The organism is Priestia sp. ABM2_011 (assembly GCF_056158845.1).
On the sequence record NZ_JBSWUB010000001.1, the window covers coordinates 2,206,887 to 2,230,979 of the forward strand.

The following is a 24,093-nucleotide window of genomic DNA, read 5'->3' on the forward strand; positions in this document are numbered from 1 at the left end:
GTGATGCAATGTATAAAGAAGCACACTACGTGTTGACAAGTTATTTTAATTATTTTATATGTATAGTATCGAAAACGTATGAGAGGATTTTTATCATGACAAACCGAAAACAGCAGCGGGAGAAAATTTTAGATGCTGCTTTTGAAGTGTTCGAATCCAAAGGTTACTATGAAGCAAAAATGATTGATATTGCTAAACTAGCGGGTGTATCTAAAGGAACGCTTTACTTGTACTTTTCGTCTAAAGAGTCGCTTTATATCGCTGTTAATAATCGTTCGTTTGATGAGTTTTTGTATCATGCAAAGCGAAGAACAGATAAATGCCAAACGTTTCACGAAAAGCTCTATTCAGTTGCGAAACATCACCTGCTCTTTTTTTACGAAACTAAAAAATATCCGGACTCTTTTTGGCAAGCCCCTCACCAAATGCCAGAAATGATGGGTCGTCTTCATCAATTTTTTGAGGATTATCACGGGCTTGTTGCTAAATTGATTGAAGAGCAAAAAATAAAAAACGCTTTTTTACACTCAAAAGCGTTTTGCAGCATGTTAAATGGGTATAGGATGGATATCGTTTCCGATGATGATATAACAGAAGAAGATATCATGAACTATGCGGAGTTCATTGTGAACTTATACATTGAAGGTTGCTATTTTGAGACCCAAAAATGACTCGTCGGTACTGGTTGATAATGGAGGGATATGATGAATAACAGCAGCACAGTAATTAATTTTTCATATTTTCAAGAACAAACCGTTACCAAGGTAAACACAGACAACACCCTGCCGTTTTCTCTTGGATTTAGTAAAGGCGGACTTGTGGCAGAATGTCCATGGAGACTAAAAAACAAACGCAGCATCTTGCTTGGTCAAGCAGACTGGAAATCGCTACATTCCGCTGAGCAGCGTCAGCAAGTCGAAGCGCTGCTGCTTGGCCAGCGCATTCTCTCTATACAGTGGTATGAAGATATCGGTATACTTCGAATTGCGTTTTCTAACGGGTATGCGCTAGATATGTTTCATGACAGCTCGTTTTTTGAAGGCTGGGATTTATATGGTCAAGACGGCTTTTCCTTTATCTCGCTTCCAGGGGGAGCGTGCGACCATCAAATTTCAGTTTGTATAGACAGTTCATCAGCACATGAAAGGAGGTGAGTTTTTTTTACGAAAAACTGACCCATGGGTACTCTAAAATTGTTTAAAAAAATAAAACGGGTCTGCAGCTATTAAAGGATGAAGGCTTCTCAAATAACTTAGTTACGTAACGGAGGAAAAAGATGAATTTTTTGACGAGATTTAGTTTAAAAAATGCGGTAGCTGTGTTTATCGTTTCATTTTTACTTATTTTAGCGGGGCTATATTCATTTTCAAAACTAAAAATTGATTTACTGCCGAATATCGAATTTCCGCAGCTGTCTATTGAAGCAACGTATCCTGGGGCTTCTCCTGATGACGTAAATGAAAGTGTCACGTCGAAAATCGAAGACCAAGTAAAAGGAATTGAAGGCGTTAAAAGCGTACAAAGCGTATCATATGAAAACGTCGGTATTATTAATTTAGAATTCCCGTTTAATACGGATTTAGATAAAGTTGAACAACAAATTAACTCGTCGATAAAAGAATTAGATTTGCCAGAGTCATCAAATGTAGACGTAAACCGTTTTTCATTTGGTTCCTTCCCTATTTTCAACATTTCACTGTTTGCAAAAGATGATGCAAATCTTGAAAAAGTATTAAACGATGAAGTGATTCCTGAATTGAATAAAATTCAAGGTATTAACTCCGTCTCAGTTGGCGGTGTGAAAGAGGACCTTTTACAAATTACGGTCGATAAAGAAAAAGCAGCTCAAGCTGGTTTAACGCTTGATGGGATGAAAGAACAAATTAACCAAAAAGCCGTTTCCTTCCCAGCAGGAACATTAAACGGAAAAGAGCTTCAAATTCCAGTGCGAGTAGAAGAAAAAGTTGCCACGATCGATGCATTAAAGAAAATCCAGCTGAAATCCACGATGAACCCTGAAGCACAGCCTGTGAAGCTTGGCGATATTGCCAAAGTCGAAGCCGTAACAGAACAAGGCGAATATACACGCTATGACGGCAAAGATGCGCTGTCGATGGCCATCACAAAAAAGCAAGACGCTAATACGGTTGAAGTGGCCAACGAAACGATGAAGATTTTGAAAAAATATGACGATCAGTTAGACTACGCAATTGGCTTTGACTCAGCTGATGGCATTGAAAAGTCTGTTGAAACATTAGTACGCGAAGGATTGCTCGGGGCATTATTTGCGTCACTCGCCGTGCTGATTTTCTTGCGTAACTTCCGTGCGACAATCATTGCGATTATATCGATTCCATTATCGCTGTTAGTATCAGCTATTTTCTTAAACCAGCTTGATATTTCGCTTAATATTATGACACTAGGTGGAATGGCTGTAGCCGTTGGGCGCGTAGTAGATGACAGTATTGTTGTGATTGAGAACATTTTCAGACGCGTTCGCCGTTCAGAAGAAGGCATGAGCAATGAGCTTGTCGAATCGTCCACAAAAGAGATTTTAAAAGCGATTACCTCGTCTACGATTACAACGGTTGTCGTATTCTTGCCAATCGGCTTTGTAGGAGGAATTACAGGAGAGTTCTTCTTGCCGTTTGCCTTAACAGTTGTTTTTTCACTGTTAGCATCTCTTCTTGTAGCGATTACAATCGTGCCGATTCTCGCAAAGTTTGCATTTAAAAAAGTACCGCCTGAAGAAAAAGAAGGAAAGCTGCAGCGCGGGTATGCAAAAGCGATTGCATGGTCGCTTAATCATAAAATCAAAATTTTGATTTTATCCTTTATTTTACTGTTTGGATCATTTGCGCTTGTTCCTTCACTTGGCTTTACGTTTATTCCAAATGAAGAACAAAAAATGCTTCAAGCCAACGTTCAATTACCGGCATCTACGTCCCTTGAAAAAACAAACGATGTATCCTTAAAAATTGAAAAGATGTTTGCGGACCAAAACGAAATTTCAGACGTGACAACGGAAGTTGGATCACGTGACTTTTCAACAGGTGTAAAACGTCCGAACCAAGTTGGCTATTTCTTGAATGTAAAAGAAGGCGTGAATGTCGATACGTTTATTGATAAAGTTCAAAAGAAAATGGAAAGCATCACGAAAGAAGAATCACCGAAAGCAACAGTTAATGTGCAAGAAGCATCAACAGGAGGGCCGCCTACAAATAATAACGTGACGGTTGATTTATATTCTTCTAATTTAGATGACTTGCAAAAGGCAGCTAAGCAAGTGGAAAACCACTTAAACAAAGACAAACGTCTTAAATATGTAACAAATAACTTCTCAGATAAGCAAAAGCAGCTTGTAGTAGAAGTAGATCCTGATAAAGCCGCAGAGTACGGGGTATCTGGATTTCAGCTGCTCGGTACAATCTCTGATCAAACCAAACCGGTATCGGTTGGAGACTTAAAATTGGATAATACAAAACGAGCGGTTCAGCTTTCGTACGATAAAGACCTTGCCTCAGTAAAAGAAATTAAAGACCTGCAAGTGTTTACAGAGAGAGGGCCTGTGTTAGTAAAAGATATCGCTGACGTTCGTACAATTGATACGTTCACTTCTATTCAAAAGCTCGACGGTAAAGTATTTGCGCGAGTAGAAGCAGACATCAAAGGCGATGATGTTCAAGCTGTGACCAAAGATGTTGTAGATGGAGTGAAAAAGCTAGACTTGCCGAAAGATGTGAGCTTGGATGGAGGAGGCGGAAGCGACGAGACAGTAGAAGTCTTCCAATCTCTAGGTCTAGCCATTTTAACAGCAATCGGCCTTGTGTATTTAACAATGCTCGTTACGTTTGGAAAAGCGCGTATTCCATTTATCATTTTATCGTCACTCATTTTTGTGCCAATCGGTTCGTTAGTTGGTCTTGTCATTGCAAAAGAACCGCTGTCTGTCAGCGTCATGATTGGATTCTTAATGCTGATTGGAATCGTTACAACAAACGCGATTGTGCTTGTAGATCGAATTACCCAAAATCGTGAACAAAAAGGCATGACAATCCGCGAAGCCCTTATTGAAGCTGGGAAAACGCGATTGCGTCCAATTTTAATGACGGCGTTTGCTACCATTGCTGCTTTAATCCCGCTGGCGCTTACTACGTCAAGCGGAACGCTGATTTCAAAAGGCTTAGCCATCACGGTAATTGGAGGACTTACGTCATCTACTCTTCTTACTTTAATTATTATTCCAGTTGTATACGAACTCTTCTTCGCAAGGCAAGTAAAAAGAGAAAAACAGCTGGAAAAAGAAACGACATAAGAACTATTTTCTAATAGAGGAAAATATGACCATAGACTATATGTTATAATAAAAGTACGTTTTAACCCCTTATATTATAGAAAAAGAAGCGGCGCTTTCGAGCGCCGCTTCTTTTTTATGTAAAATCATTATTTACAAAAAATGATTAAATGTCTTGTATGGAGGGAAAGAGTGTTAACAGGAAGCTTTACTATATCATCGTAGAGTTATCTAAAAACCATACAAAGTACAGGAGTGTCGTTTTCGTGAGTTCAACAAAGAAAGTTGTATTTATCAGTTCCATTATTTTAAATGTCCTTTTCATAGGTGTTTTTGCTTTTTATGCAACAAGCAGCAGCGCGATGAAAAATCCGCTGTCATCTAAGGGTTCGTCTAAGCAAAGCTATAGAGACAATCCTTATTACATTGAACGGACTACTTTGTTCAAGCAATTAAGTATTCCTAAAGAGTCCATCGTATTTCTCGGTGATAGCATTACCCAGCGCTCTGAGTGGAGCGAACTTTTTCATAATAAGCAGATTGTCAATCGAGGCGTAGCCGATGATACAACTGAAGGGGTATTGCATCGTTTAAAAAGCATTACAGATGCTAAACCAAAAAAGATTTTCTTAATGATTGGCATTAACGATTTAAATGAGCAAAAATCTGTAAAAAAAACCAAAGCCAATTACGCTGAAATTCTTGAGCGTATTCATAAAGAATCACCGGATACAAAAGTCTATATTCAAAGTGTACTGCCCGTCAACAATAAAAAATGCGGCGACGCAGTGGACAATAAAGATGTTATCGCATTAAACAACTATTTAGAGCGTCTCGCTAAGAAACATAATGATTCTTACATTGACCTGTATTCGAAAGTATCCAAAAACAATCAGTTAAAAAGTAGTTTCACGGTGGATGGTCTTCATTTAAAAGGCCAAGGCTATGCTGTTTGGAAACAAGAAGTTCAGTCATACGTTAATGAATAAAAAAGAGGTTGAGACGTAGCGTAACGAAACAGATGAAACTACATTCACCATAACAAAAAAACGAACCACTGATTAAACATGCTGATCAGTGGTTCGTTTTTCATTTGAGCTAAAATATTTTTGTTTCAGCTTTTTTTAGATAAGCTCTGGTAAATGTTTTTTAGCATCGTATTCGACAAGAGCATCATCGTTTTTAATACGCTGTAAATAATCAGGATTTGAAATTAGCGGGCGGCCAATAGCAGCTACGTCGATCCAGCCGGCTTGAAGCGCTTTTTCAGCTGATTCAGGCGTTAAATCACCCACGCCGATAATTGGTCCATCCCAGTACTTACGCGTGATTTCATAAAGGTTTTGGCCGTTTTGGACATCTTCGTAAAAATCAAGCATAGACGGGTGAATAATCTCAATGCCTGTTTCTTTAAAAGCTTCTGTATACGTTTGAATGGCTTTTTCGGTATCATCCCAGCGATAGTCTGGTTTATCAAGCTTATGAGGAGAGAAGCGAATCACAACGCGTTCTTTTCCGATAGCGTCAATAACAGCAGAAATCACTTCTTTCATAAACGTTAATCGCTGTGCAAGGTCGCCTCCGTATTCATCCGTGCGTTTGTTAGACCAGTCTGAATTAAATTGATCAATTAAATAGCCGTGAGCACCGTGAATTTCAACGCCGTCAAAGCCTGCTTCAATGGCATTTTTAGCTGCTTGAGCGTACTGTCCTACAACTTCTTTAATATCTTCTTTTGACATTTCTTCAGGCTCTTCGTACGGCTTGCGGAAACGAGGCACTTGACCTTGTGCTGCAATAGCAGAAGGTGCCTGAGGTTTATGTCCATTGATTAACTCAGGATGACTCAAGCGGCCAACGTGCCAAATTTGAGCAATAATCGTGCCGCCTTCTTCATGAACAGCTTCTGTTACAGGCTTCCATGAATCAATTTGTTCCTGTGTATAGATACCGGGAACGCCAGGATTTCCTTTTGCGCGTTCGCTGATAACAATTCCTTCACTAATAATTAAGCCAATACCATCCTTTGCGCGGCGGCGGTAGTAGTCTACAACGTCTTGACCGACTACGCCTGTCTCTGGATCAGCAAAGCATCGTGTCATCGGTGCCATTGCTGTACGAGTGTGTAAATCAAATGCTTCAATGTTTGTTGGTTGGAATAATTTTTCAAATTTACTCATTTTATATTCAGCTCCTTAAGAGGAAAGTATAGCTGCGAACGTTTTTGCAGCGGGTTCAGTTTATTGTAACAGGGGATTTGTTTTATCTTCAAACATTTCGACTTCCGAAAAATGATCACAAAAAAAGCCGGCTGTTTTGACAGCCAGCTTTTACAATATTAATGCTGTTTGTTAGGAAGTTTTTTCTCCGGATGGCCAGTAGCTTGACCCTGCTTATTTTTACGCTGCTTTTCTTGATTGTCGTTCAGCTTTTGAACAAATTGATTTGTGTTTTCCATTATCCATACCTCCTTTATGAGCTTTCCCTGTTACTATAACCCATTGCACTCAAAAACATGACGCCAATCCGCTAAAAGCAGCTCCGTATATACACCGGTATATAGAAATTAACAGGAAAATCGTGTATACTGTTGTAAAAATAACGTTAATGTTTCGTGAGTTTATAATTTCTTATTCATTCATGAACAAGAAAAGGTGTTACGCAATGAGTGATTTTTTTAGCGGGAAAGAAATGTCGTTTATTTTAATTTTGACATTCAGCGTGTACATATTTGTCTGGAATGTGCCCCTTCAGGCGACCAATGCCATGATGATTTACTTTATCCTGCTGTTTTTGTATACAGTCAGTAAGCTGCTTTTTTCTCCTCAGTTCCGACAATTTCCGCTTGTTAAGGTGCTATTGGCCATTTTATTTGTTCTTATGCTGGCTGAAATAATCGTTGCTTACAGCACTCATAGCATAAAGATTACAGATTTACATCATATTTTCGATTATTTCAGTCATATGGATTTGTATTCATAGTATGTACAGCAAAAAAATGATTTACGACGAAATCTTCTCTGAGTTCTGGCTGTGCTTTTTTATATTTTTTACACACTGCTTGCACAAGGAAAGAGAAAGAGTACGTTCTTTGACCAAAAGATCAGGGGAATGCCAAATTTCTTTGAATAGCTCTGTTAAGATGCTTTCGCAAGCATGTGGATCTTTTACTGCTGAATAGACAAGACGATACAAAAGCGTTTCATATCGATTGTAAAGCTGATGAAGTGCTTCTTTCTTTCGGTTTTTTATCTCTTGAATGAGTAAAAGATCATTGTTCATAAACGAGCCCCTTCGAAAATCAATTATAGTTCATTGTACCCTTGTTAAAATGAGCATAAACACCTAAAAAGGAGAGGCTTATGAGCTATGTAGTATCAAAAAAACAAGGCAAAATACTCAACGAGATATCAAAGAAGAGAACTTGGGGAAGTGAGAGACAACCTGCACGCTTTGCTCGTTACGTATCCAAATGAGCTGATAAACTTATTGGAGCTGGATGTGCATTGATTTTCCTTACAGTCGTCAGTTTACTAATCATCGGCATATATACAGTTTGTACATGGCTGTTTTTATAAAGAAAAGGTGCACATCAGTGCACCTTTTCTTTATGAATGTTGCTTCACTACGTAATTGACAATTTGTTCGGCTGCAGCGGCAGGGCCAGATGCCTGCTGGAAACTTGCGTTGATTTCTTTAATTCCTTTTTTATAGGAGTCGTCGCGGACAACTTCGTCAACGGCACTTCTTAAAAGAGAGGCATTTACCGTTTCTTTTGCTAAGCGATAACCAGCGTTTAGTTCCACGAGCCTTTGAGCAACGATCGGCTGATCTTTGCCATGAGGTAAAACGACTAACGGTACGTTAAAATGAATAGCTTCGTTTACGCTGTTCATGCCTCCGTGCGTGATAAAAACGTCCGCTTCTTTTAACACGTCAAGCTGAGGAACATAGGGCAAAATAATAAAATGCTCTGGCGCTTTTTTAATTCTTTTAAAATCGGCCCGGTCTCCTGCTGCAATCACAACTTTTCCATCAAAATCGCTAAATGCGTCGATGCAAAGGTTGAAAAAGCCTTCTACGTCATGAAGTACCGTTCCCATTGAAATATAAAGAACTTTTTCGTCTTTCAGCTTTTCTAACGGAAAATCATGAGAGCGGTGACGCTTTGGAAAGCTTGGCCCAATAAATAAACACGAGTCATCAAAATGTTCATGAAGCGGCTGGAAAAAGCGGCTTGTGTACACGACCGTTAATTCGCCTTCATTGTTCATAAATTGAAGCAGATTTTTAGGCTCTATGCCAAACTGATTTTTAAGCAGGCTGAGCCCGTACTGAGCTTGTTCATCCGGCTGAAATGGAACGTCTGAATCAGGATGAAGAGGCATCATTGCTAAGCGGTCTTTCGGCATTAAAAAAGAAGCAGATGATACAATGCCAGGGATCCGCAAATAATCACGCACTAATTCGCCTGCTCCAAACTTGTCGTAAAACACAAAATCAAATTCAATTTTTTTTGATAATATATGAACAAGCTTCAGCGTATCTAAAGACGTTTGGATGTGGATGTTTAAAAAAGCGTTGATTCCTTGAGGAGTTTCAGGCTTGATGGATACACCGCTTAATAAGTCTGGGTGAATGTGTACGATAGCCCCGGCGTTTTCAAGGCGCTCTTTAAAACGCTCGGCCGTAATGTAATGAACTGTATCACCTCGGTCTGAAAAAGCTTTTACCATTCCAAGCGTTGGGTTTACGTGACCTTCAGCGGGAAAGTTGATCATTAAAATGTTTGCCATTTTTTCACTTCACTTTCGGTAAGATTTCTTCAAGCGTAATCAAATATAAGGAAGTTGACAACTAATTTGGTTAGCGCATTTATTTTTTGAAGCCCTGCCTTTGTGTATAAAATGTGAAAAAATATAACTTTTTTCCTAAAAAATAACATAATTAAACTGAGTTTATGATAGAATTTTGAGAGCACTAGAGAGAAAGAATCATTTTTGGAGGTTGCTATTTTGAGTACGTTATCAACAAATTCAGAACCGGTTTTAAAGCCTAAAAAGAAAAAAGAGTTTACTTACTTCACATTGCTTCTATTTATCGTGTTGGGCTTTGGACTGCAAATCCTAGCCGGAATTGGAGTAGCTATTTACGATGAAGTTATGGGTTCAAATATGACAGGAATTTTATTAGAAGGCCCATATGCTCTGCTTGTAGACGCGGCATTTTTTCTAGGGGTTGCGGTGCTTTATAGACCTGTGCGCAGATTTTTAAAACCTATGTGGAACGTCTCGGTATTAAAAGAAGGGAAAACGTATGTATATATTGTGGTAGGCTTTTTAATTGTAGCCGCGGTGCAGTACGTGATGCTTTCATTTTTAAACGTAGAAAGCGCAGATCAGCAGCAAAAAGATTTAAATCAAGGCAGTTTTAATCAAACGCTGCTTTCAAGCTGGATATTTTTTATAAGTGTAGCAGTTATCACGCCTATTAAAGAAGAGCTGCTTTATAGAGGTGTTTTATGTGGTTTCTTAACCAAACGCCATCACGTGCTTGTGGGCATTTTCGTTTCCGCTCTTGTATTCGGTCTTTTACATATTGGCTTTCCGATTACAGCTACCGTCATGGGACTTGTTTTCGCCATTATTTATTATCGAACAAAATCTATTTTCCCATCTATGATTTTACATATGCTGTGGAATGGATTAGTGAGTATAACCGTGTTCTTTTAAAAGAGGGTAAAACAAAGTAGTTTCGTTGAGGGAAAATCCGAACAATTCATCGTTCGGATTTTTTTATTGGTAGGATGAATCTAAGTTCCATGCATGTAGCTTCCTTCTAGCTGTTGATTGGATGGATTTCGTTATGTCTCAATTTCTTTTTATTTCGATAAAGACGCCGAATGCTTTACGCGAATTTTCCCAACTATTAATAACCCAAGAGGGTAAAATAGTCCAAATAACAGACTGTACGGAATCCACGTATCTCTGTCCCACGTTTGTTCATAGGGAATGCTTGGATACACGATAAGTGAAAATGTAACGGCAATAATGCCTAGCGGAAGAGTTAAAATTCGGTAGTTTTTTAATTCAAGAATTTGAGCGAGTCCGGAAACGGTCGCATAATAGTAGAGAGACGTTTTGAAATAAAGAGATAAAAACCACATAATGGCCATGATTACTTCAATATTTTTCAGAAAATCGGCAACTTCGATACGCCTTGCAAGCTCATAGCTTGGATATAAAGCGATACGTGTATACGTATTTCCAAGTACAAGAATGCCAAGTAATAAAATAATAATCATAATGCCTCCACCGATTAAGCTTCCTGTAAAAAAAGCGCGGTTTCGCTGATCAGGTTCCCCTACGTGAGCAGGGAAAACGGTCAGCAATACAATAAAAGTGAGAGACGTAATACTTGTAAAGACCAGAATAGATCTAATAATAGGCTTAACGCCTACCTCTAACAAAGGCTGCAAATTCTCATAATGAATTTGAGGGAAGATCGAAAAAACTAAGATTAAAAACGGAATAACAAACCAAGGAAAGAGAATTTCAGCACAGCGGGCAATCGTTTCAATGCCAAGACGAACGCCGACAATCACAATTCCCATAAACAAAATATGAACAGCAAGCATAGGCGTTTGAATAATAATGCGAGTTGTTAGAAATGAGCCCACGTAAAACAAAACTTGACTGCAAAAAAGAAGAGTAGAAGCGACAAATAAAAGAGAGACAAACTTTCCTAGCCACTTGCCTAAAATGGCTTCGTTTAGTTCTACAAGGGTTTTATTCGGATAAAGGCTAGAAAGTTTGATATACATCCATACAAGAAAAACGCCTACACCTACGCCTAAAATGGCTGGAATCCATGCCTCTTGTTTAGAATCAGCCGTTAAGCTTCCAGGTACGACTAAAATAGTGTCGCCTAAACTATAAAAAATTACGAGTATTCGAAACTGTGCTGCGGATAATTTTATCTGACTATGCACGTTGTTCACTTCCTTTTACTTCAACAGACTGAACAAAAAATCACTAAAAGGTTTTAATAAAAAAGCAATGCCGTCTCCAGGGTTAGGGATTTCCACACCGCCATATTTTAAACTAACAATTAAAATACTTACTGTGAACAAACTCCAAAAAATTCGCTTTTCTCTTTGACTGTTCACTTTTTTTAAATAAGGTATTTCCACTAAACAAACAGCTGCACAAAGTAAAAAAATCCCTAAAAATATAAGCATGTATCAACCTCAATTAGTAACCCTTCAAAAATAATGAAGGGATGTTAAAGACGCCTGTGTTTCAAAAATAGTATCACCCAAAATGGCTTCATTTATGAAAAGTAAGACTAAAGGCAGTGCAAAACCGTGTTATAATGACCAAGTTGAGCGTTATAATAGAGAAAAAACAGCATGATTACAAACAAGTAGATACATAACAAGGTAAGGATGGGAGAGAGATAGATGGCAGACGAATTCAAAAAAATGCTAGATGACAAAGAAAAGGTACAGCTTATGATCGCCGCCGTTGTCATGCTCGGAGGCCTGGTCGTTTTGTTAAAAAGCGTTGCAACGGGTCAGGCAATGGGCCAAAAATGGCTAGAAAGTAAAGGGAATGTAGACACAGATCTGTATGTTGAAACGGTAAAAAGCTACATACACCTGTATCAAATTGTGGGTGGCGTCATGTTTGGAGGAGGCCTTCTCACGTTACTGCGTGCTAAGCTAAAGAAATAAAGCGGCAGCAAAATAAAAGATCATAGTCCAAAAGAAGTGTCATATCTTTTTAATAACTTAAAAAATAGTGAAAAGGAGTTATGTATGAATAATGAAGAAAATACACCGGCTTATCATCTGTTTATGATGATAGGAGCGCTTGCTATGCTGATTTTTGGTGTTGTCGGTTTCTTTATTCAGTATCCTGCTACGTTAAGTTTTGTGATGTGCATTGGCGGAAGCATCATATTTTTGCTGCATTTATTTGAATATATGAAACCTAAAAATGAACTATAGCATCTTCAAACGAGGAAATCTAGAAGCAAAGGAAGATGAGAAATGCAGAAACATCGTACGTACGAAACACTAGTTGATCTTTATCAAAAAAGCGCAAAAATTCATTATGAAATCGATTATCGAGATAAAAAATCTGTAAAAAAAGGAAACCGAGCTGCAGAAGATATGAAAAAAATTGCGCAGCTCATTCATTTATACTATCCAGGCATGCTCTTTGAATTTTCAACACTGCTGACGAATCCTACTTATCGAATTGACCTATGGGCTGCACATCATATTTTAGAAATTATGAGCTATTCACCAATGCTTGAGGACAACGCGCTTTCCGTCATTGAACGCTACGCCGACGAAAATGATTTTACGGCTTTAGGGAATCGCATGTGGTTAGGTCAGTGGAGAGAAAAACAGCGCTAAAACCCATATAGGCAAACAAGAATAACTAAAAGGAAGATAGATATATGAGTTTACGTATATTAAAGAATGGTATAGGCGTCACCATTCGAGAAGCAGAATCAAAAGACGCAGAGAAAATGATTGCTTTTTACAATCGAGTGGGAGGAGAAAGTGATTTTCTTTCATTTGGAGAAGGCGAGTTTCTTAGACCAGTTTCAGAGTATGAAGTGTTTTTAGCTTCTGTAAAACAAGAGCAAAACTCTCTTATAGTCGTGACTGAAAAAGAAGAGAAAATCATTAGTATTGCATCCATCACCTCGTCTCAAAACCCGCGTAATAAGCATGTGGGTACCCTTGGTATCGTGGTAGAGAATGCTTATAGCGGGCTAGGGTTAGGAAGACAGCTAATGATTGAGCTGATTGAATGGGCACGTATGAATAAACAAACAAAAAAAATCGAACTTGTGACGCGAGAAGATAATCAAAGAGCTATTTCTTTATACAAACAGCTAGGGTTTCAAACAGAAGGATTAAAAGAAAAAGACACCTATATAAATGGCGTCTACTATAATACAATGCTTATGGGTCTTCACTTATAAAAAGAGGCTGAGACAAAAGTATGTTAAGTGAATGAAAATCCGAACGATGAATCGTTCGGATTTTTTCATTGTGGTGATGAACGTAGGCTTCATATAATTGATGTAGTTATATCTCAATCTCTTTTGATTTATTGTTTTTTAGCATCAGCAAATGTACTCATCGCCTCGTTCATGAATTTCGCTAATCCTTTTCCGTAGCGATCGATGTTGGTTGTAAACCGCTCATCTTGTACATACATCTCTCCAAGACCTTTAAAGGCTTCTAACGAATACGTTCCAAAGTTCTCATTTAAAAATTGATACCATTGCTCAATGGCTTTTTGAGCTTCTGTAGAGGATGGTGACAGATCACGCAGAGAAGCTAAGTGAGTGTAGATACTTTCCCATTCGTTTGACATGCGCTGCTGTTCTTCATGTGAAAAGCTTTGTACTTTTTCATTCGCTTCATTTACGCGCTGATTTCCCCAGCGCTTCCGGGCTTCTTCTTCGTATGGGTTATGCGAAAAATCCAGCCCTTTAAACCGCTCTTTTTCGTTCATTTCAATCGCTCCTTTTTCATATTGAATCGTTTTATTAATGGTTGCAATCATTTGATCGAGCCGACTGCGTTTTTCAATCAGCATGTTTTTTTGCAGTATCAACGCTTCTGTGCGATTAAATGTTGGGTCTGTTATAATCTCGTGAATTTGTTTTAAAGGGAAGCCAAGTTCTTTAAAAAATAATATTTGCTGAAGCATATCAAGATTAGCCGGTGAATAAAGCCGGTAGCCGGATTCACTGACAGCATCAGGTTTTAATAGCCCGATTTCATCATAGTGATGCAGCGTGCGGACGCTGATTCCTACTAAGTCAGCCACTTCTTTTACTTTTCTGTTCATTCTTTCATCTCCCTTCTGAAATCTACTATAAAATATAACGCAGCGTAAGGGTCAATACTAAAAAAGAAATAATTGACTTTTAGTTTATATGCATTTATATTTAATTAGCATTAACTATTTATAACATGAAATAAATAAGCAAGCCTGGAGGAATAGATGTGACAAAAAGCAATCAGTATCTTGGGGAGATTCGTTCATCGCTTCAAGTGCTATTTGAAAAAATGCAGCCCGAAATGATGGAGAGCCTTAATGAGCATGAGATGACTCCTACGCAATTATTTGTTCTTTCTTATTTAAAGAAAGTAGGGAGCAGTAAGGTTTCTCAAATTGCAGAGCTAATGGATGTAAAACCGAGCGCCGTGACTCTTTTAGTGGATCGTCTTGAACAGCACAATTTTGTTGTAAGAGAACACAATAAAGAAGACAGAAGAGTTGTTGACATTACCTTAACGGAGTTTGGGCATCGCAAACTTGAAGACGTGCTAAATGGTCGAAAAGCCATTATGGACCGCTACCTTTTGCATCTAACAGAAGAAGAGCTTTCCATGATGGCTTCTATTACGAAAAAGCTTGCAACATCAGCTGCTTCTTATAAAGATAAGCAGCAGTAACAAAAAAGAGGAGAGACACACGATGGAAAATCAAAAAAATTCAAAGCGCACGCTTTTATTAATTGGGTTAATTATTGCGATGTTCTTTTCTGCACTTGATGGAACCATTGTCGGAACAGCTATGCCAAGAATCGTAGGAGATCTTGGTGGTTTAAGCATGATGACATGGCTGACAACAGCCTATTTATTAACGTCAACAACGGTTGTTCCGATTGCAGGAAAGCTCGCTGATTTAGTAGGACGCAGAGTAATTTATGTTACAGGACTTATTATTTTTATGGTGGCTTCTGCTTTATGCGGGATGGCAAATAATATGACAGAGCTTATTTTATTCCGTGCATTACAAGGAATTGGCGGCGGCGTTATGATGCCGATGGCAATGATTGTAATCGGCGATTTATTTACAGGAAAAGCACGAGCAAAGTTTCAAGGAGTATTCGGAGGAATTTACGGTCTTGCTTCTGTCATCGGTCCGCAAATTGGCGGATGGATTGTTGATTCATTGAACTGGAAATGGGTGTTTTACATTAACTTGCCGGTAGGGATACTCGCTACCGTTTTTATTGCGCTCGGACTTCAAGGAAAAAAACATACAGGACCTGTTAAATTCGATGTAGCTGGTATGTTCACAATGGTTATCGGAGTAGTAAGCTTGCTTCTTGCCCTGAGCTTTGGAGGAAAAGATTACGACTGGAACTCTTGGCAGATTATTAGTTTGTTTGCACTTGCTATTGCTGGGATTATAAGCTTTATTATTGTGGAAACGAAAGCTAAAGAACCAATTCTTCCGATGTATTTATTTAAGAACCGAACGTTTACGCTTTTAAACATCATTGGCTTTTTTATGAGCATTGGCATGTTCGGAGCTATTACATTTGTTCCGTTCTTTATGCAAGGAATCGTTGGAGTAAGCGCCTCAGAATCAGGTACCATTATGACACCGATGATGATTTCAATGATTGTAACAAGTATTATTGGAGGACAGCTTGTTTATAAAGTTGGAATCAAACCTCAAATCGTTACGGGTATGCTCATTATGGCAGGAGGGTTCTTCTTGTTAACAACATTAGACCTTCATACTAGCAAGCTTGTTGCCACTTCTTATATGGCCATAATCGGTTTAGGAATGGGGCTTGTGATGCCAATTTTAACGCTTGCTCTTCAAGAAAGCTTTTCAAAAGAAGAGCTCGGTGTTGTTACATCATCAAGTCAATTTTTCCGTTCAATTGGAGGAACGTTCGGTATTACCATTTTAGGAGCGATAATGAACGCCAAATCAGGTACGCTTCTTACTGACAAACTCGTTCCATATTTAAACTCATTGCCTGCTCAAGCAAGCGCTTTTGCCGACGGGTTCAAAAAAGCGATTGATACGAATCCTGAAAGTGTGCTGCAGATGCTGTTTAGTCCTGAGGCGCTAAAGAGTATTCCAGCTGCGCTTTCAGACAGCATTGTGCCTATTTTGAAGACCTCGCTAATGAGCGCATTGCACAGCGTCTTTTTCATGGGCTTAGCTTTTATTATTTTAGGAGCGGTATGCACATTGTTCTTAAGACAGATCAAGCTTTCAAATAAAAAAGCCGAAGAAAAACCAGAAGAAGGCATTGCTGAAGTAGAGCCATCACATTAAAAAAAGCGCACAAATTTGTGCGCTTTTTTTCTATATTAACTAGTTGTTTCATTAGGCTTGCGAAGAAAAGGGGATTGTTTAGACGTGTCATACGAAATTTGATCAAGCAAATACGATAAATATAAGTTCAGTTCAAACCGATCTTCCGTCACAAAATCTGTAAGCGCTTGCTTATTATCTTTCCACATAGTAATTCCTCCTTAATTTTACATACTAATGAATGGATTTAATATCAGAAAGCAAAAGGGAAACAACGGCTTCATTTTCGTCTTTTACGGATAGAATTTGCTGATGGAGATTTAAATTGTGCACGCGGCCTTTGCACGTTTGCAACGTTCCATCTTTATAGTAAGAAACAGTTATCGTCCCACTTTTCGTTAATTCTCGTAAAAACATTCAAGAAGCCTCCTTAAAAAAGATTACCTGATTAAAAGCCAGTCCTTTCATTTGAGATGAGCAAAAGGGAATGGTATGTACTGCAAGCTTCCCTTTATATTCTTCACCGTGTATGAATAGATAAAAGGTTGCTAGCTCACCTATAAAATGTCCTAAATTTCAGAATATACCGTCTTTTACGTATAGTGTTTTTTAAAAGGATTAATGTTACATTTATTATGTAACATTCTGATGAGAAAGAAAACCGTTTCTACAAAACTTCTCTAAAAATTACAAAATATTCATATTCGTGTGAAGGATGTAGAATGAGCAGATATGGAAGTAACTGCATTTATAAAAAACGTAACGACAGCTTCAATTATTAATGATCTTAATACTAGTTATCAATTATATGTATTTTACTAATTTATTCTTCTCCGATAAAATGCAGGTAGACGAATTTGATAAGAATTTTCTAATGATTTATATAATTAAATTTGATATAATCTATAGGAATAATAATGTATGAAGGGAAACATCATTGATTAATTAGACACAGGTATTACATGTTGTTGAAGATGATTCGTAAAAGCATACATATTTAAATTATATATTTTTGTGAGGTGGACAGTGTTGCAACTTAAGGTAGTAAACAGCCCTTTTAATCAAGAACAAGCAGATTTGCTTAATCGCCTTCTGCCGACATTAACAGAAGCACAAAAAATGTGGTTGAGTGGTTATTTAACAGCATCTCAATCTACGTCTGCCGAAGGAACGCCAGACGTTTCTACAGCAGCGCCTGCTCAAGCGGAGCAGACGATTTCAAAAGACGTAACGATTCTTTACGGATCACAGACAGGAAATGCTCAAGGTCTTGCTGAAAATACAGGCAAAACGCTTGAAGCAAAAGGTTTTAATGTAACTGTATCTTCTATGAATGATTTCAAACCAAATAATTTAAAGAAACTTGAAAATTTATTAATTGTTGTAAGTACACATGGAGAAGGAGAGCCGCCTGATAACGCGCTATCTTTCCACGAATTTCTTCACGGCCGTCGAGCGCCAAAGCTTGAGAATTTCCGTTTTTCTGTCTTGTCGCTTGGAGACAGCTCATACGAATTTTTCTGTCAAACAGGGAAAGAATTTGATGTGCGCTTAGCAGAACTTGGCGGTGAAAGACTGTATCCGCGCGTTGACTGTGATTTAGATTTTGAAGAGCCCGCAAATAAATGGCTTAAAGGTGTTATTGACGGATTAAGCGAAGCGAAAGGACACAGCGCTTCGGCAGCTGTTCCGTCGGAAGCTCCTGCAGGAACTTCGCCGTACTCAAGAACAAATCCTTTTAAAGCAGAAGTGCTTGAGAACTTAAACTTGAACGGCCGCGGATCAAATAAAGAAACGCGACACTTAGAACTATCTCTAGAAGGTTCAGGTTTGACGTATGAACCAGGAGACAGTTTAGGTATTTATCCTGAAAATGATCCTGAGCTTGTTGATCTTCTTCTTAACGAATTCAAGTGGGATGCGAGTGAAAGTGTAACGGTTAATAAAGAAGGAGAAACGCGTCCTCTTAGAGAAGCGCTACTCTCTAATTTTGAAATTACCGTGTTAACAAAGCCGCTTTTAAAGCAAGCAGCTGAGCTTACTGGAAATGATAAATTAAAAGCGCTTGTAGAAAATCGCGAGGAATTAAAAGCATACACACAAGGCCGTGATGTAATTGACTTAGTTCGTGACTTCGGCCCATGGAACGTATCAGCACAAGAGTTTGTAGCTATTTTACGCAAAATGCCAGCGCGCCTTTATTCAATTGCAAGCAGCTTGTCAGCAAATCCTGACGAAGTTCATCTAACAATTGGAGCGGTACGTTACGAAGCGCATGGACGCGAGCGTAAAGGTGTTTGTTCAGTCCTATGTTCAGAACGTTTGCAGCCAGGTGATACGATTCCTGTATACCTTCAAAGCAATAAAAACTTTAAGCTTCCTCAAAACCAAGAAACGCCGATTATTATGGTGGGACCTGGTACAGGTGTGGCTCCGTTCCGCTCATTTATGCAAGAGCGTGAAGAAACAGGAGCAAAAGGTAAGTCATGGATGTTCTTTGGAGATCAGCACTTTGTAACAGACTTCCTTTACCAAACAGAGTGGCAAAAGTGGTTAAAAGACGGCGTGCTAACGAAAATGGACGTGGCGTTTTCACGCGATACTGAAGAAAAAGTATACGTACAAAACCGTATGCTTGAACATAGTAAAGAATTATTCCAGTGGTTAGAAGAAGGCGCATCTTTTTATGTGTGCGGAGATAAAACAAATATGGCACGCGACGTGCACAACACGCTAGTTGAAATTGTTGAAACAGAAGGCAAGATGAGCCGCGAAGAGGCGGAAGCTTACCTTGCTGAAATGAAGAAACAAAAACGTTATCAGCGTGATGTATACTGAGGATTGAAAGGAGATTTTCAACATGGTAAACAAAATTTTAAAAGCGCCCGAAGGTCCTCCAAGTGACGTTGAGCGCATAAAAGATGAAAGTAATTATTTACGCGGTACATTAGGAGAAACAATGCTAGACCGCATCAGCTCAGGTATTTCTGAAGACGATAATCGTTTGATGAAGTTCCACGGAAGCTACTTACAAGATGATCGAGATCTTCGTAATGAACGTCAAAAACAAAAGCTAGAGCCAGCTTACCAATTCATGCTTCGCGTTCGTACGCCAGGCGGTGTTTCAACACCAGAACAGTGGCTAGTGATGGATGATTTAGCACAAAAATACGGAAATGGAACGTTAAAGCTGACAACTCGTCAGGCGTTCCAAATGCACGGAATTTTAAAGTGGAACATGAAGAAAACGATTCAAGAAATTCATGCTTCTTTATTAGACACAATTGCAGCTTGCGGAGATGTAAACCGTAACGTAATGTGCAATCCGAATCCATATCAGTCAGAAGTGCACGCTGAAGTATTCGAATGGTCAAAAAAATTAAGTGATTATTTATTGCCTCGTACAAGAGCGTACCACGAACTTTGGCTAGATGAAGAGAAAGTAATTAGCACACCGGAAGTGGAAGAAGAAGTGGAACCAATGTATGGTCCGCTCTATTTGCCAAGAAAGTTCAAAATTGGCGTAGCTGTGCCACCTTCTAACGATATTGACGTGTATTCACAAGACCTTGGTTTTATTGCCATTTTAGAAGACGAGAAGCTTGTTGGATTTAACGTAGCAATCGGCGGCGGTATGGGTATGACGCACGGGGATAAAACAACTTACCCTCAGCTTGCAAAAGTGATTGGCTTCTGCCGACCTGACCAAATTCTAGAAGTAGCGGAAAAAGTTATTACGATTCAACGTGATTACGGAAACCGCTCTGTGCGTAAAAACGCGCGTTTTAAATACACGGTTGATCGTCTTGGATTAGAAACGGTAAAAGAAGAGCTTGAAAACCGTCTGGGCTGGAGCTTAGACGAAGCAAAATCTTATCACTTTGATCATAACGGAGACCGCTACGGCTGGGAAAAAGGTGTGAAAGGAAAATGGCACTTTACTCTTTTTGTTCAAGGTGGACGTATTGCTGACTTTGAAGACTATAAGCTTATGACGGGTCTTCGTGAAATTGCAAAAGTTCATAGCGGTGATTTCCGTTTAACGGCCAATCAAAATTTAATTATCGCGAACGTATCCACTCAAAAGAAAAAGCAAATTAGTGACTTGATTGAACAGTATGGATTAACAGACGGCAAGCATTATTCGGCTCTTCGCCGCAGCTCATTAGCTTGCGTATCGCTTCCGACTTGCGGGCTTGCGATGGCAGAAGCTGAGCGTTATCTTCCAGTTCTTGTTGAGAAGATTGAAGCAATTGTAGATGAAAACGGCCTTCGCGATAAAGAAATCACGATTCGTATGACGGGCTGTCCTAACGGCTGTGCGCGTCCTGCTTTAGGTGAAATTGCTTTTATCGGTAAAGCACCGGGCAAATACAATATGTATCTTGGAGCAGCATTTGACGGCAGCCGCTTAAGCAAAATGTACCGTGAAAATATCAGTGAAGAAGAAATTTTAAATGAACTGCGCGTCTTACTTCCTCGCTATGCAAAAGAAAGAGAAGAAGGCGAGCACTTTGGTGACTTTGTCATCCGCGCTGGTGTAATCGAAGCTGTAACAGACGGCACGAATTTCCACGCATAATACGTATGAAGGGACTTTTCTAACTTACAGAAAAGTCCCTTTTTCTATTTTAGTATTCTCTAACAAATACAGCTACTCCAAATACCCCTAATCTTTCAGCAGTAATTTGTTCAAAGCCGTTGTCAAGTAAACAATGAGCTGCAGTGCGGTAGCGCTGACCTTGAGCTAACAAACGTCCGCAAGGATTTGCGCGGCCAATTACCGTTGCTTCTACGATGGTACGAGGAGCTTGTCTATCCAAAGGATTTCGCTCCCACAGAATTGTCACCACATCCGGAGGACGCGGAATAGATACATTACCTGTGTGTTCATGCATAGCCATCACCTCCTTACCCTATAGTAAATGCAAAAAATCACAGACTGCTTGTACACACGCTGATTTTTAGTAAAAAAGGCGTTTGGATATGCCTAACTTAACCAATTTCATAGCAATGAGGTGATGAATAGAAACGGCTGGTAGAAAAAAAGAATGCTATAATGTAAAAGAAAGGAATTTTTATCAAGGAGGGAGAAACATGCAGCAAAAACGAGTAGCGGTTATTACAGGGGGAGCAAGCGGGATTGGCAAAGAAACTGCCTTAAAGTTCGCGCAAAAAGGAGACGCAGTGATCATTGCTGATTATGATGAAGGAAAAGGAAAAGAGACTCTTCAAAAAATTGAAGAAGCTGGAGGCCACGCTTTATTTGTGCAAACGGACGTCACCAAGTTTGAAGAAGTGGAAGCACTGATTGAGAAAACGGTGAACACATTTGGACGAATTGATGTGATGTTTAACAATGCAGGGATTGGACGTCCTACATCTATTTTAGATCAAGACTTAGAAGAATATCACCGTATTATTAATGTGAATCAGCACGGCGTTACATATGGGATTATGGCAGCAGGCAGGAAAATGAGAGAGTTAGGTATTAAAGGCGTCATTATCAATACGGCCTCTATTTTTAGCTTCTTAGCCTCACCCGGAACGTATGCTTATCATGCAACAAAAGGAGCTGTTGTGATGATGACAAAATCAGCTGCGCTAGATCTCGCTAAATACGGTATTCGCGTCGTCGCCGTTGCGCCAGGATTTGTTGATACGCCTATTATTCAAGGCTATAAAGACAACGGTATGATTGAAGGAATGAAAGCGAAAACAATGAGCAGAGAGCTCACTAATCCAAAACAAATTGCAGATATGGTTTATTTGCTGTCCTTAGAAGAAGCGGGAGCTGTAAACGGCAGTGTCATAATGGCTGATGATGGGTATGCGGCGTTTAAATAAAACGAAAAAGGATTCTTTTCTTAAAAAGAATCCTTTTTTTATTATGTAGGAGGCAGGGAGCTATAAACAAGCGTATCGTAAGCTTTTCCGTTTTGATACATATAGTTTTTTAACACTCCTTCTTGCTGAAACCCGAGCTTTTCAAGCACATGCTGAGATGCCTTGTTTTCAAGAAACACAACAGCTCCAATTCGCACTAGCTGAAGGGTATCAAATCCATAAGCCATAACAGCCGAAGCAGCTTCCGAAGCATAGCCGTGACTCCAGTGCTGAGGGTGTAGCTCATAGCCAATTTCCGCGCGCTTATGCTTTTGGTTCCACTGATTCAATCCAACTGTCCCGATTAGTTCCCCCGTATCGAGCCGTTCGATTCCCCAGCGCAAACCTTTTTGATTTCTGTAGTTTTCAGCAAAAATATCAATCAGCACCAAAGCTTCTTGGAAAGTTGTGAATTTTTCTTGCCCGTAATATTTGATAACTTCTTCCTGAGAGAAGCAGTCGAAAATAGTATCTGCATCCGCTTCTGTTATTTCACGCAGTGTAGTGCGAGGTGTACGAAGAATAGGAAACATACGTTTCTCCTTTCTATTTTATATAGAAAGATTTCGTCAGCTCAGAGAAAATACCTTTTATTTTTCTGTTATAAATTAAGTAGAAATATGAGCTAAACGACTAAGAAAAACATAGGAACAGCTTCTAAATAACGCAAACATTTGTTACGTACTAGCACTAAAAACAGTATACTAAAAAAACAAATAGGACTAGCTGCACGTTTAGCAGCTAGCTTTCCCATTTGCAAGAACCTATTTTTTCGTTAACTGATTGCGATCTTCAATTTGAGGAGGCTCTTCAAGCCATCCGTTTTGAATCATAATTTTCCCACCTTCTTTTGCAAAAAAGTAAATGTCTTTAGCCAGCTGCAGCATTTTGAGCGGCAAATCACTTCTTAAGCTAAAAGCACCCCCTAAAGCATTGCTTCCTAGGCCAAAGGTGCTTAGAAGACTGGTGTTGTACATCATTAATTTATCTGAAAAAGGAGAAACAGTTGAGCTTGTTGCTTTTCCGGCATGGGTAGCAGGAGGCTCTATATAGCTATGACGTAAAATATCTCCGAGTTCTGTTTCAATTTTTTTTGATAGCTTCATCCCGCTGACAAAATGCTGCTGCGCCTCTTTGTTGCCAGCTGCTTGAGCAAAGCCAATCATCAGCTGCATTCCGACAAGGTTTGTATCAACGGCATGTTGAATAAGCGACACTTCAATTGTATTAAGAGATCTTTTTTCGCTAAGCCAGCTTAGCCCTCCGATATAATTTTGTTCGTGGACAAACCGAACTTCTTTTGGCATCGAAACGTAAGGAGGCTTTGCAATGACGCCGGTTTCTAATAATATCTGAGTGGATTGATTGTATATGTTCTGCGATTCTGATGTTGCATTTACAAAAAAACTCCGTATATCTTCCCGGTAGGACATCGTTGAATGCAAAGCAAATAGGCCTGTTTCAATCTGAGACATTAAGCGTACGTACATGATTTCAAACATGGAGTCGAACAGTTTCGGCACTCCTAGGTTTACATCATGTTTAGTAAATCCTAAAGGAATAACCGCACCTTCGTTCTCTAAAATTTCTTTGATTTGCTCTGTAATATTTAATGAGCGGCTATAATACAGCTCAAAAAGCTCTTTATGATCTTCTTTACCTTCAAGACAATATTCTAAAAACCTCGAAATCATCGTTTTTTCTTGATAAGTCATCCATAAGTTAGCGAGCTCCGAGGACGTGAGCGGCGGAAGTTTTGATGTGCTCATTGTACACATTCCTCCTGAAAATAGTGATAAGTAAATATGTATA

At 39.1% G+C, this 24,093-nt stretch carries 26 protein-coding genes and 1 pseudogene; 15 read left to right on the forward strand and 12 right to left on the reverse strand.

What is annotated here, in order from left to right; all coding sequences use genetic code 11:
* The first annotated feature begins 95 nt into the window (after positions 1-95).
* From ACXAE4_RS11970 to ACXAE4_RS11985, 4 genes are all read left to right on the forward strand, one after another.
* Positions 96-671, forward strand: a complete 576-nt coding sequence (locus ACXAE4_RS11970) for a TetR/AcrR family transcriptional regulator (protein WP_475236085.1) — start codon at positions 96-98, stop codon at positions 669-671.
* Between the two features lie 33 nt (positions 672-704).
* Positions 705-1,154, forward strand: coding sequence for a DUF6188 family protein (locus ACXAE4_RS11975; protein WP_028414417.1), 450 nt, complete (start codon positions 705-707; stop codon positions 1,152-1,154).
* A gap of 122 nt (positions 1,155-1,276) precedes the next feature.
* The gene (locus ACXAE4_RS11980) at positions 1,277-4,315 is read left to right on the forward strand and encodes an efflux RND transporter permease subunit (RefSeq protein WP_028414416.1); all 3,039 of its coding nucleotides are present in this window, start codon (positions 1,277-1,279) and stop codon (positions 4,313-4,315) included.
* A gap of 245 nt (positions 4,316-4,560) precedes the next feature.
* Entirely contained in the window at positions 4,561-5,283 is a 723-nt protein-coding gene (locus ACXAE4_RS11985; RefSeq protein WP_028414415.1) for a GDSL-type esterase/lipase family protein, read from the forward strand.
* A 135-nt stretch (positions 5,284-5,418) separates the two neighbouring features.
* Here the strand turns inward: ACXAE4_RS11985 and ACXAE4_RS11990 are convergent.
* Positions 5,419-6,459 (reverse strand): annotated as a pseudogene (locus ACXAE4_RS11990) (alkene reductase); the annotation flags it as partial.
* Positions 6,460-6,632: 173 nt separating this feature from the next.
* Entirely contained in the window at positions 6,633-6,752 is a 120-nt protein-coding gene (locus ACXAE4_RS11995; RefSeq protein WP_080754499.1) for a DUF4023 domain-containing protein, read from the reverse strand.
* A 206-nt stretch (positions 6,753-6,958) separates the two neighbouring features.
* On the opposite strand from ACXAE4_RS11995, the gene ACXAE4_RS12000 reads away from it, so the two are divergent.
* Positions 6,959-7,276 carry a hypothetical protein gene (locus ACXAE4_RS12000; RefSeq protein WP_028414413.1) on the forward strand — a complete coding sequence of 106 codons (318 nt, stop codon included), beginning with the start codon at positions 6,959-6,961 and terminating at the stop codon, positions 7,274-7,276.
* Between the two features lie 21 nt (positions 7,277-7,297).
* On the opposite strand, the gene ACXAE4_RS12005 is transcribed toward ACXAE4_RS12000, so the two are convergent.
* Positions 7,298-7,576, reverse strand: a complete 279-nt coding sequence (locus tag ACXAE4_RS12005) for an RNA polymerase sigma factor (protein ID WP_028414412.1) — start codon at positions 7,574-7,576, stop codon at positions 7,298-7,300.
* Between the two features lie 326 nt (positions 7,577-7,902).
* On the reverse strand, positions 7,903-9,090 hold the full coding sequence (locus ACXAE4_RS12010) for a macrolide family glycosyltransferase (protein ID WP_028414411.1): 1,188 nt from the start codon (positions 9,088-9,090) through the stop codon (positions 7,903-7,905).
* A 219-nt stretch (positions 9,091-9,309) separates the two neighbouring features.
* Between ACXAE4_RS12010 and ACXAE4_RS12015 the strand changes: the two genes are divergently transcribed.
* Positions 9,310-10,026 (forward strand): CPBP family intramembrane glutamic endopeptidase, encoded by a 717-nt coding sequence (locus tag ACXAE4_RS12015; RefSeq protein WP_028414410.1) that lies wholly within the window; start codon positions 9,310-9,312, stop codon positions 10,024-10,026.
* Between the two features lie 149 nt (positions 10,027-10,175).
* Here the strand turns inward: ACXAE4_RS12015 and ACXAE4_RS12020 are convergent, their stop codons facing one another.
* Entirely contained in the window at positions 10,176-11,285 is a 1,110-nt protein-coding gene (locus tag ACXAE4_RS12020) for a GerAB/ArcD/ProY family transporter (protein ID WP_028414409.1), read from the reverse strand.
* A gap of 15 nt (positions 11,286-11,300) precedes the next feature.
* Positions 11,301-11,534: a hypothetical protein gene (locus ACXAE4_RS12025; protein WP_028414408.1), complete on the reverse strand. Its 234-nt coding sequence runs from the start codon at positions 11,532-11,534 to the stop codon at positions 11,301-11,303.
* A 222-nt stretch (positions 11,535-11,756) separates the two neighbouring features.
* On the opposite strand from ACXAE4_RS12025, the gene ACXAE4_RS12030 reads away from it, so the two are divergent.
* The 4 genes from ACXAE4_RS12030 (at position 11,757) to ACXAE4_RS12045 (ending at position 13,297) form a co-directional block, all read left to right on the forward strand.
* On the forward strand, positions 11,757-12,029 hold the full coding sequence (locus ACXAE4_RS12030) for a hypothetical protein (protein ID WP_028414407.1): 273 nt from the start codon (positions 11,757-11,759) through the stop codon (positions 12,027-12,029).
* 84 nt (positions 12,030-12,113) lie between these two features.
* Positions 12,114-12,305 (forward strand): hypothetical protein, encoded by a 192-nt coding sequence (locus ACXAE4_RS12035; protein ID WP_014459359.1) that lies wholly within the window; start codon positions 12,114-12,116, stop codon positions 12,303-12,305.
* Between the two features lie 42 nt (positions 12,306-12,347).
* Positions 12,348-12,719: a hypothetical protein gene (locus ACXAE4_RS12040; protein WP_013083874.1), complete on the forward strand. Its 372-nt coding sequence runs from the start codon at positions 12,348-12,350 to the stop codon at positions 12,717-12,719.
* Between the two features lie 44 nt (positions 12,720-12,763).
* Positions 12,764-13,297, forward strand: coding sequence for a GNAT family N-acetyltransferase (locus tag ACXAE4_RS12045; RefSeq protein ID WP_098113279.1), 534 nt, complete (start codon positions 12,764-12,766; stop codon positions 13,295-13,297).
* A gap of 128 nt (positions 13,298-13,425) precedes the next feature.
* Here the strand turns inward: ACXAE4_RS12045 and ACXAE4_RS12050 are convergent, their stop codons facing one another.
* Positions 13,426-14,175 carry a MerR family transcriptional regulator gene (locus tag ACXAE4_RS12050; RefSeq protein WP_289578014.1) on the reverse strand — a complete coding sequence of 250 codons (750 nt, stop codon included), beginning with the start codon at positions 14,173-14,175 and terminating at the stop codon, positions 13,426-13,428.
* Between the two features lie 158 nt (positions 14,176-14,333).
* Between ACXAE4_RS12050 and ACXAE4_RS12055 the strand changes: the two genes are divergently transcribed.
* Both ACXAE4_RS12055 and ACXAE4_RS12060 read left to right on the forward strand, forming a co-directional pair.
* On the forward strand, positions 14,334-14,786 hold the full coding sequence (locus tag ACXAE4_RS12055; RefSeq protein WP_013057798.1) for a MarR family winged helix-turn-helix transcriptional regulator: 453 nt from the start codon (positions 14,334-14,336) through the stop codon (positions 14,784-14,786).
* Between the two features lie 22 nt (positions 14,787-14,808).
* The gene (locus ACXAE4_RS12060) at positions 14,809-16,416 is read left to right on the forward strand and encodes an MDR family MFS transporter (RefSeq protein WP_028414403.1); all 1,608 of its coding nucleotides are present in this window, start codon (positions 14,809-14,811) and stop codon (positions 16,414-16,416) included.
* A gap of 35 nt (positions 16,417-16,451) precedes the next feature.
* Here the strand turns inward: ACXAE4_RS12060 and ACXAE4_RS12065 are convergent, their stop codons facing one another.
* Positions 16,452-16,604 (reverse strand): hypothetical protein, encoded by a 153-nt coding sequence (locus ACXAE4_RS12065; protein ID WP_165573525.1) that lies wholly within the window; start codon positions 16,602-16,604, stop codon positions 16,452-16,454.
* A 25-nt stretch (positions 16,605-16,629) separates the two neighbouring features.
* Positions 16,630-16,812 (reverse strand): YolD-like family protein, encoded by a 183-nt coding sequence (locus ACXAE4_RS12070; protein ID WP_013083869.1) that lies wholly within the window; start codon positions 16,810-16,812, stop codon positions 16,630-16,632.
* Between the two features lie 612 nt (positions 16,813-17,424).
* Here ACXAE4_RS12070 and ACXAE4_RS12075 point away from each other — a divergent pair.
* Positions 17,425-19,233: an assimilatory sulfite reductase (NADPH) flavoprotein subunit gene (locus ACXAE4_RS12075; RefSeq protein WP_274862552.1), complete on the forward strand. Its 1,809-nt coding sequence runs from the start codon at positions 17,425-17,427 to the stop codon at positions 19,231-19,233.
* Between the two features lie 22 nt (positions 19,234-19,255).
* Positions 19,256-20,977, forward strand: coding sequence for an assimilatory sulfite reductase (NADPH) hemoprotein subunit (gene cysI, locus ACXAE4_RS12080; RefSeq protein ID WP_028414400.1), 1,722 nt, complete (start codon positions 19,256-19,258; stop codon positions 20,975-20,977).
* Between the two features lie 49 nt (positions 20,978-21,026).
* Here cysI and ACXAE4_RS12085 read toward each other — a convergent pair whose 3' ends face one another.
* A complete protein-coding gene (locus ACXAE4_RS12085) occupies positions 21,027-21,293 on the reverse strand; it encodes a hypothetical protein (protein ID WP_033580575.1) in 267 nt (88 codons plus the stop codon).
* A gap of 199 nt (positions 21,294-21,492) precedes the next feature.
* Between ACXAE4_RS12085 and ACXAE4_RS12090 the strand changes: the two genes are divergently transcribed.
* Positions 21,493-22,242: an SDR family NAD(P)-dependent oxidoreductase gene (locus ACXAE4_RS12090; protein ID WP_274862551.1), complete on the forward strand. Its 750-nt coding sequence runs from the start codon at positions 21,493-21,495 to the stop codon at positions 22,240-22,242.
* A gap of 41 nt (positions 22,243-22,283) precedes the next feature.
* Here ACXAE4_RS12090 and ACXAE4_RS12095 read toward each other — a convergent pair whose 3' ends face one another.
* Together ACXAE4_RS12095 and ACXAE4_RS12100 are read right to left on the reverse strand one after the other, a co-directional pair.
* Complete coding sequence (locus ACXAE4_RS12095) at positions 22,284-22,814, reverse strand: GNAT family N-acetyltransferase (protein ID WP_154973730.1); 531 nt, start codon at positions 22,812-22,814, stop codon at positions 22,284-22,286.
* 231 nt (positions 22,815-23,045) lie between these two features.
* Entirely contained in the window at positions 23,046-24,050 is a 1,005-nt protein-coding gene (locus tag ACXAE4_RS12100) for a DUF3231 family protein (RefSeq protein WP_034270240.1), read from the reverse strand.
* Positions 24,051-24,093 lie beyond the last annotated feature (43 nt).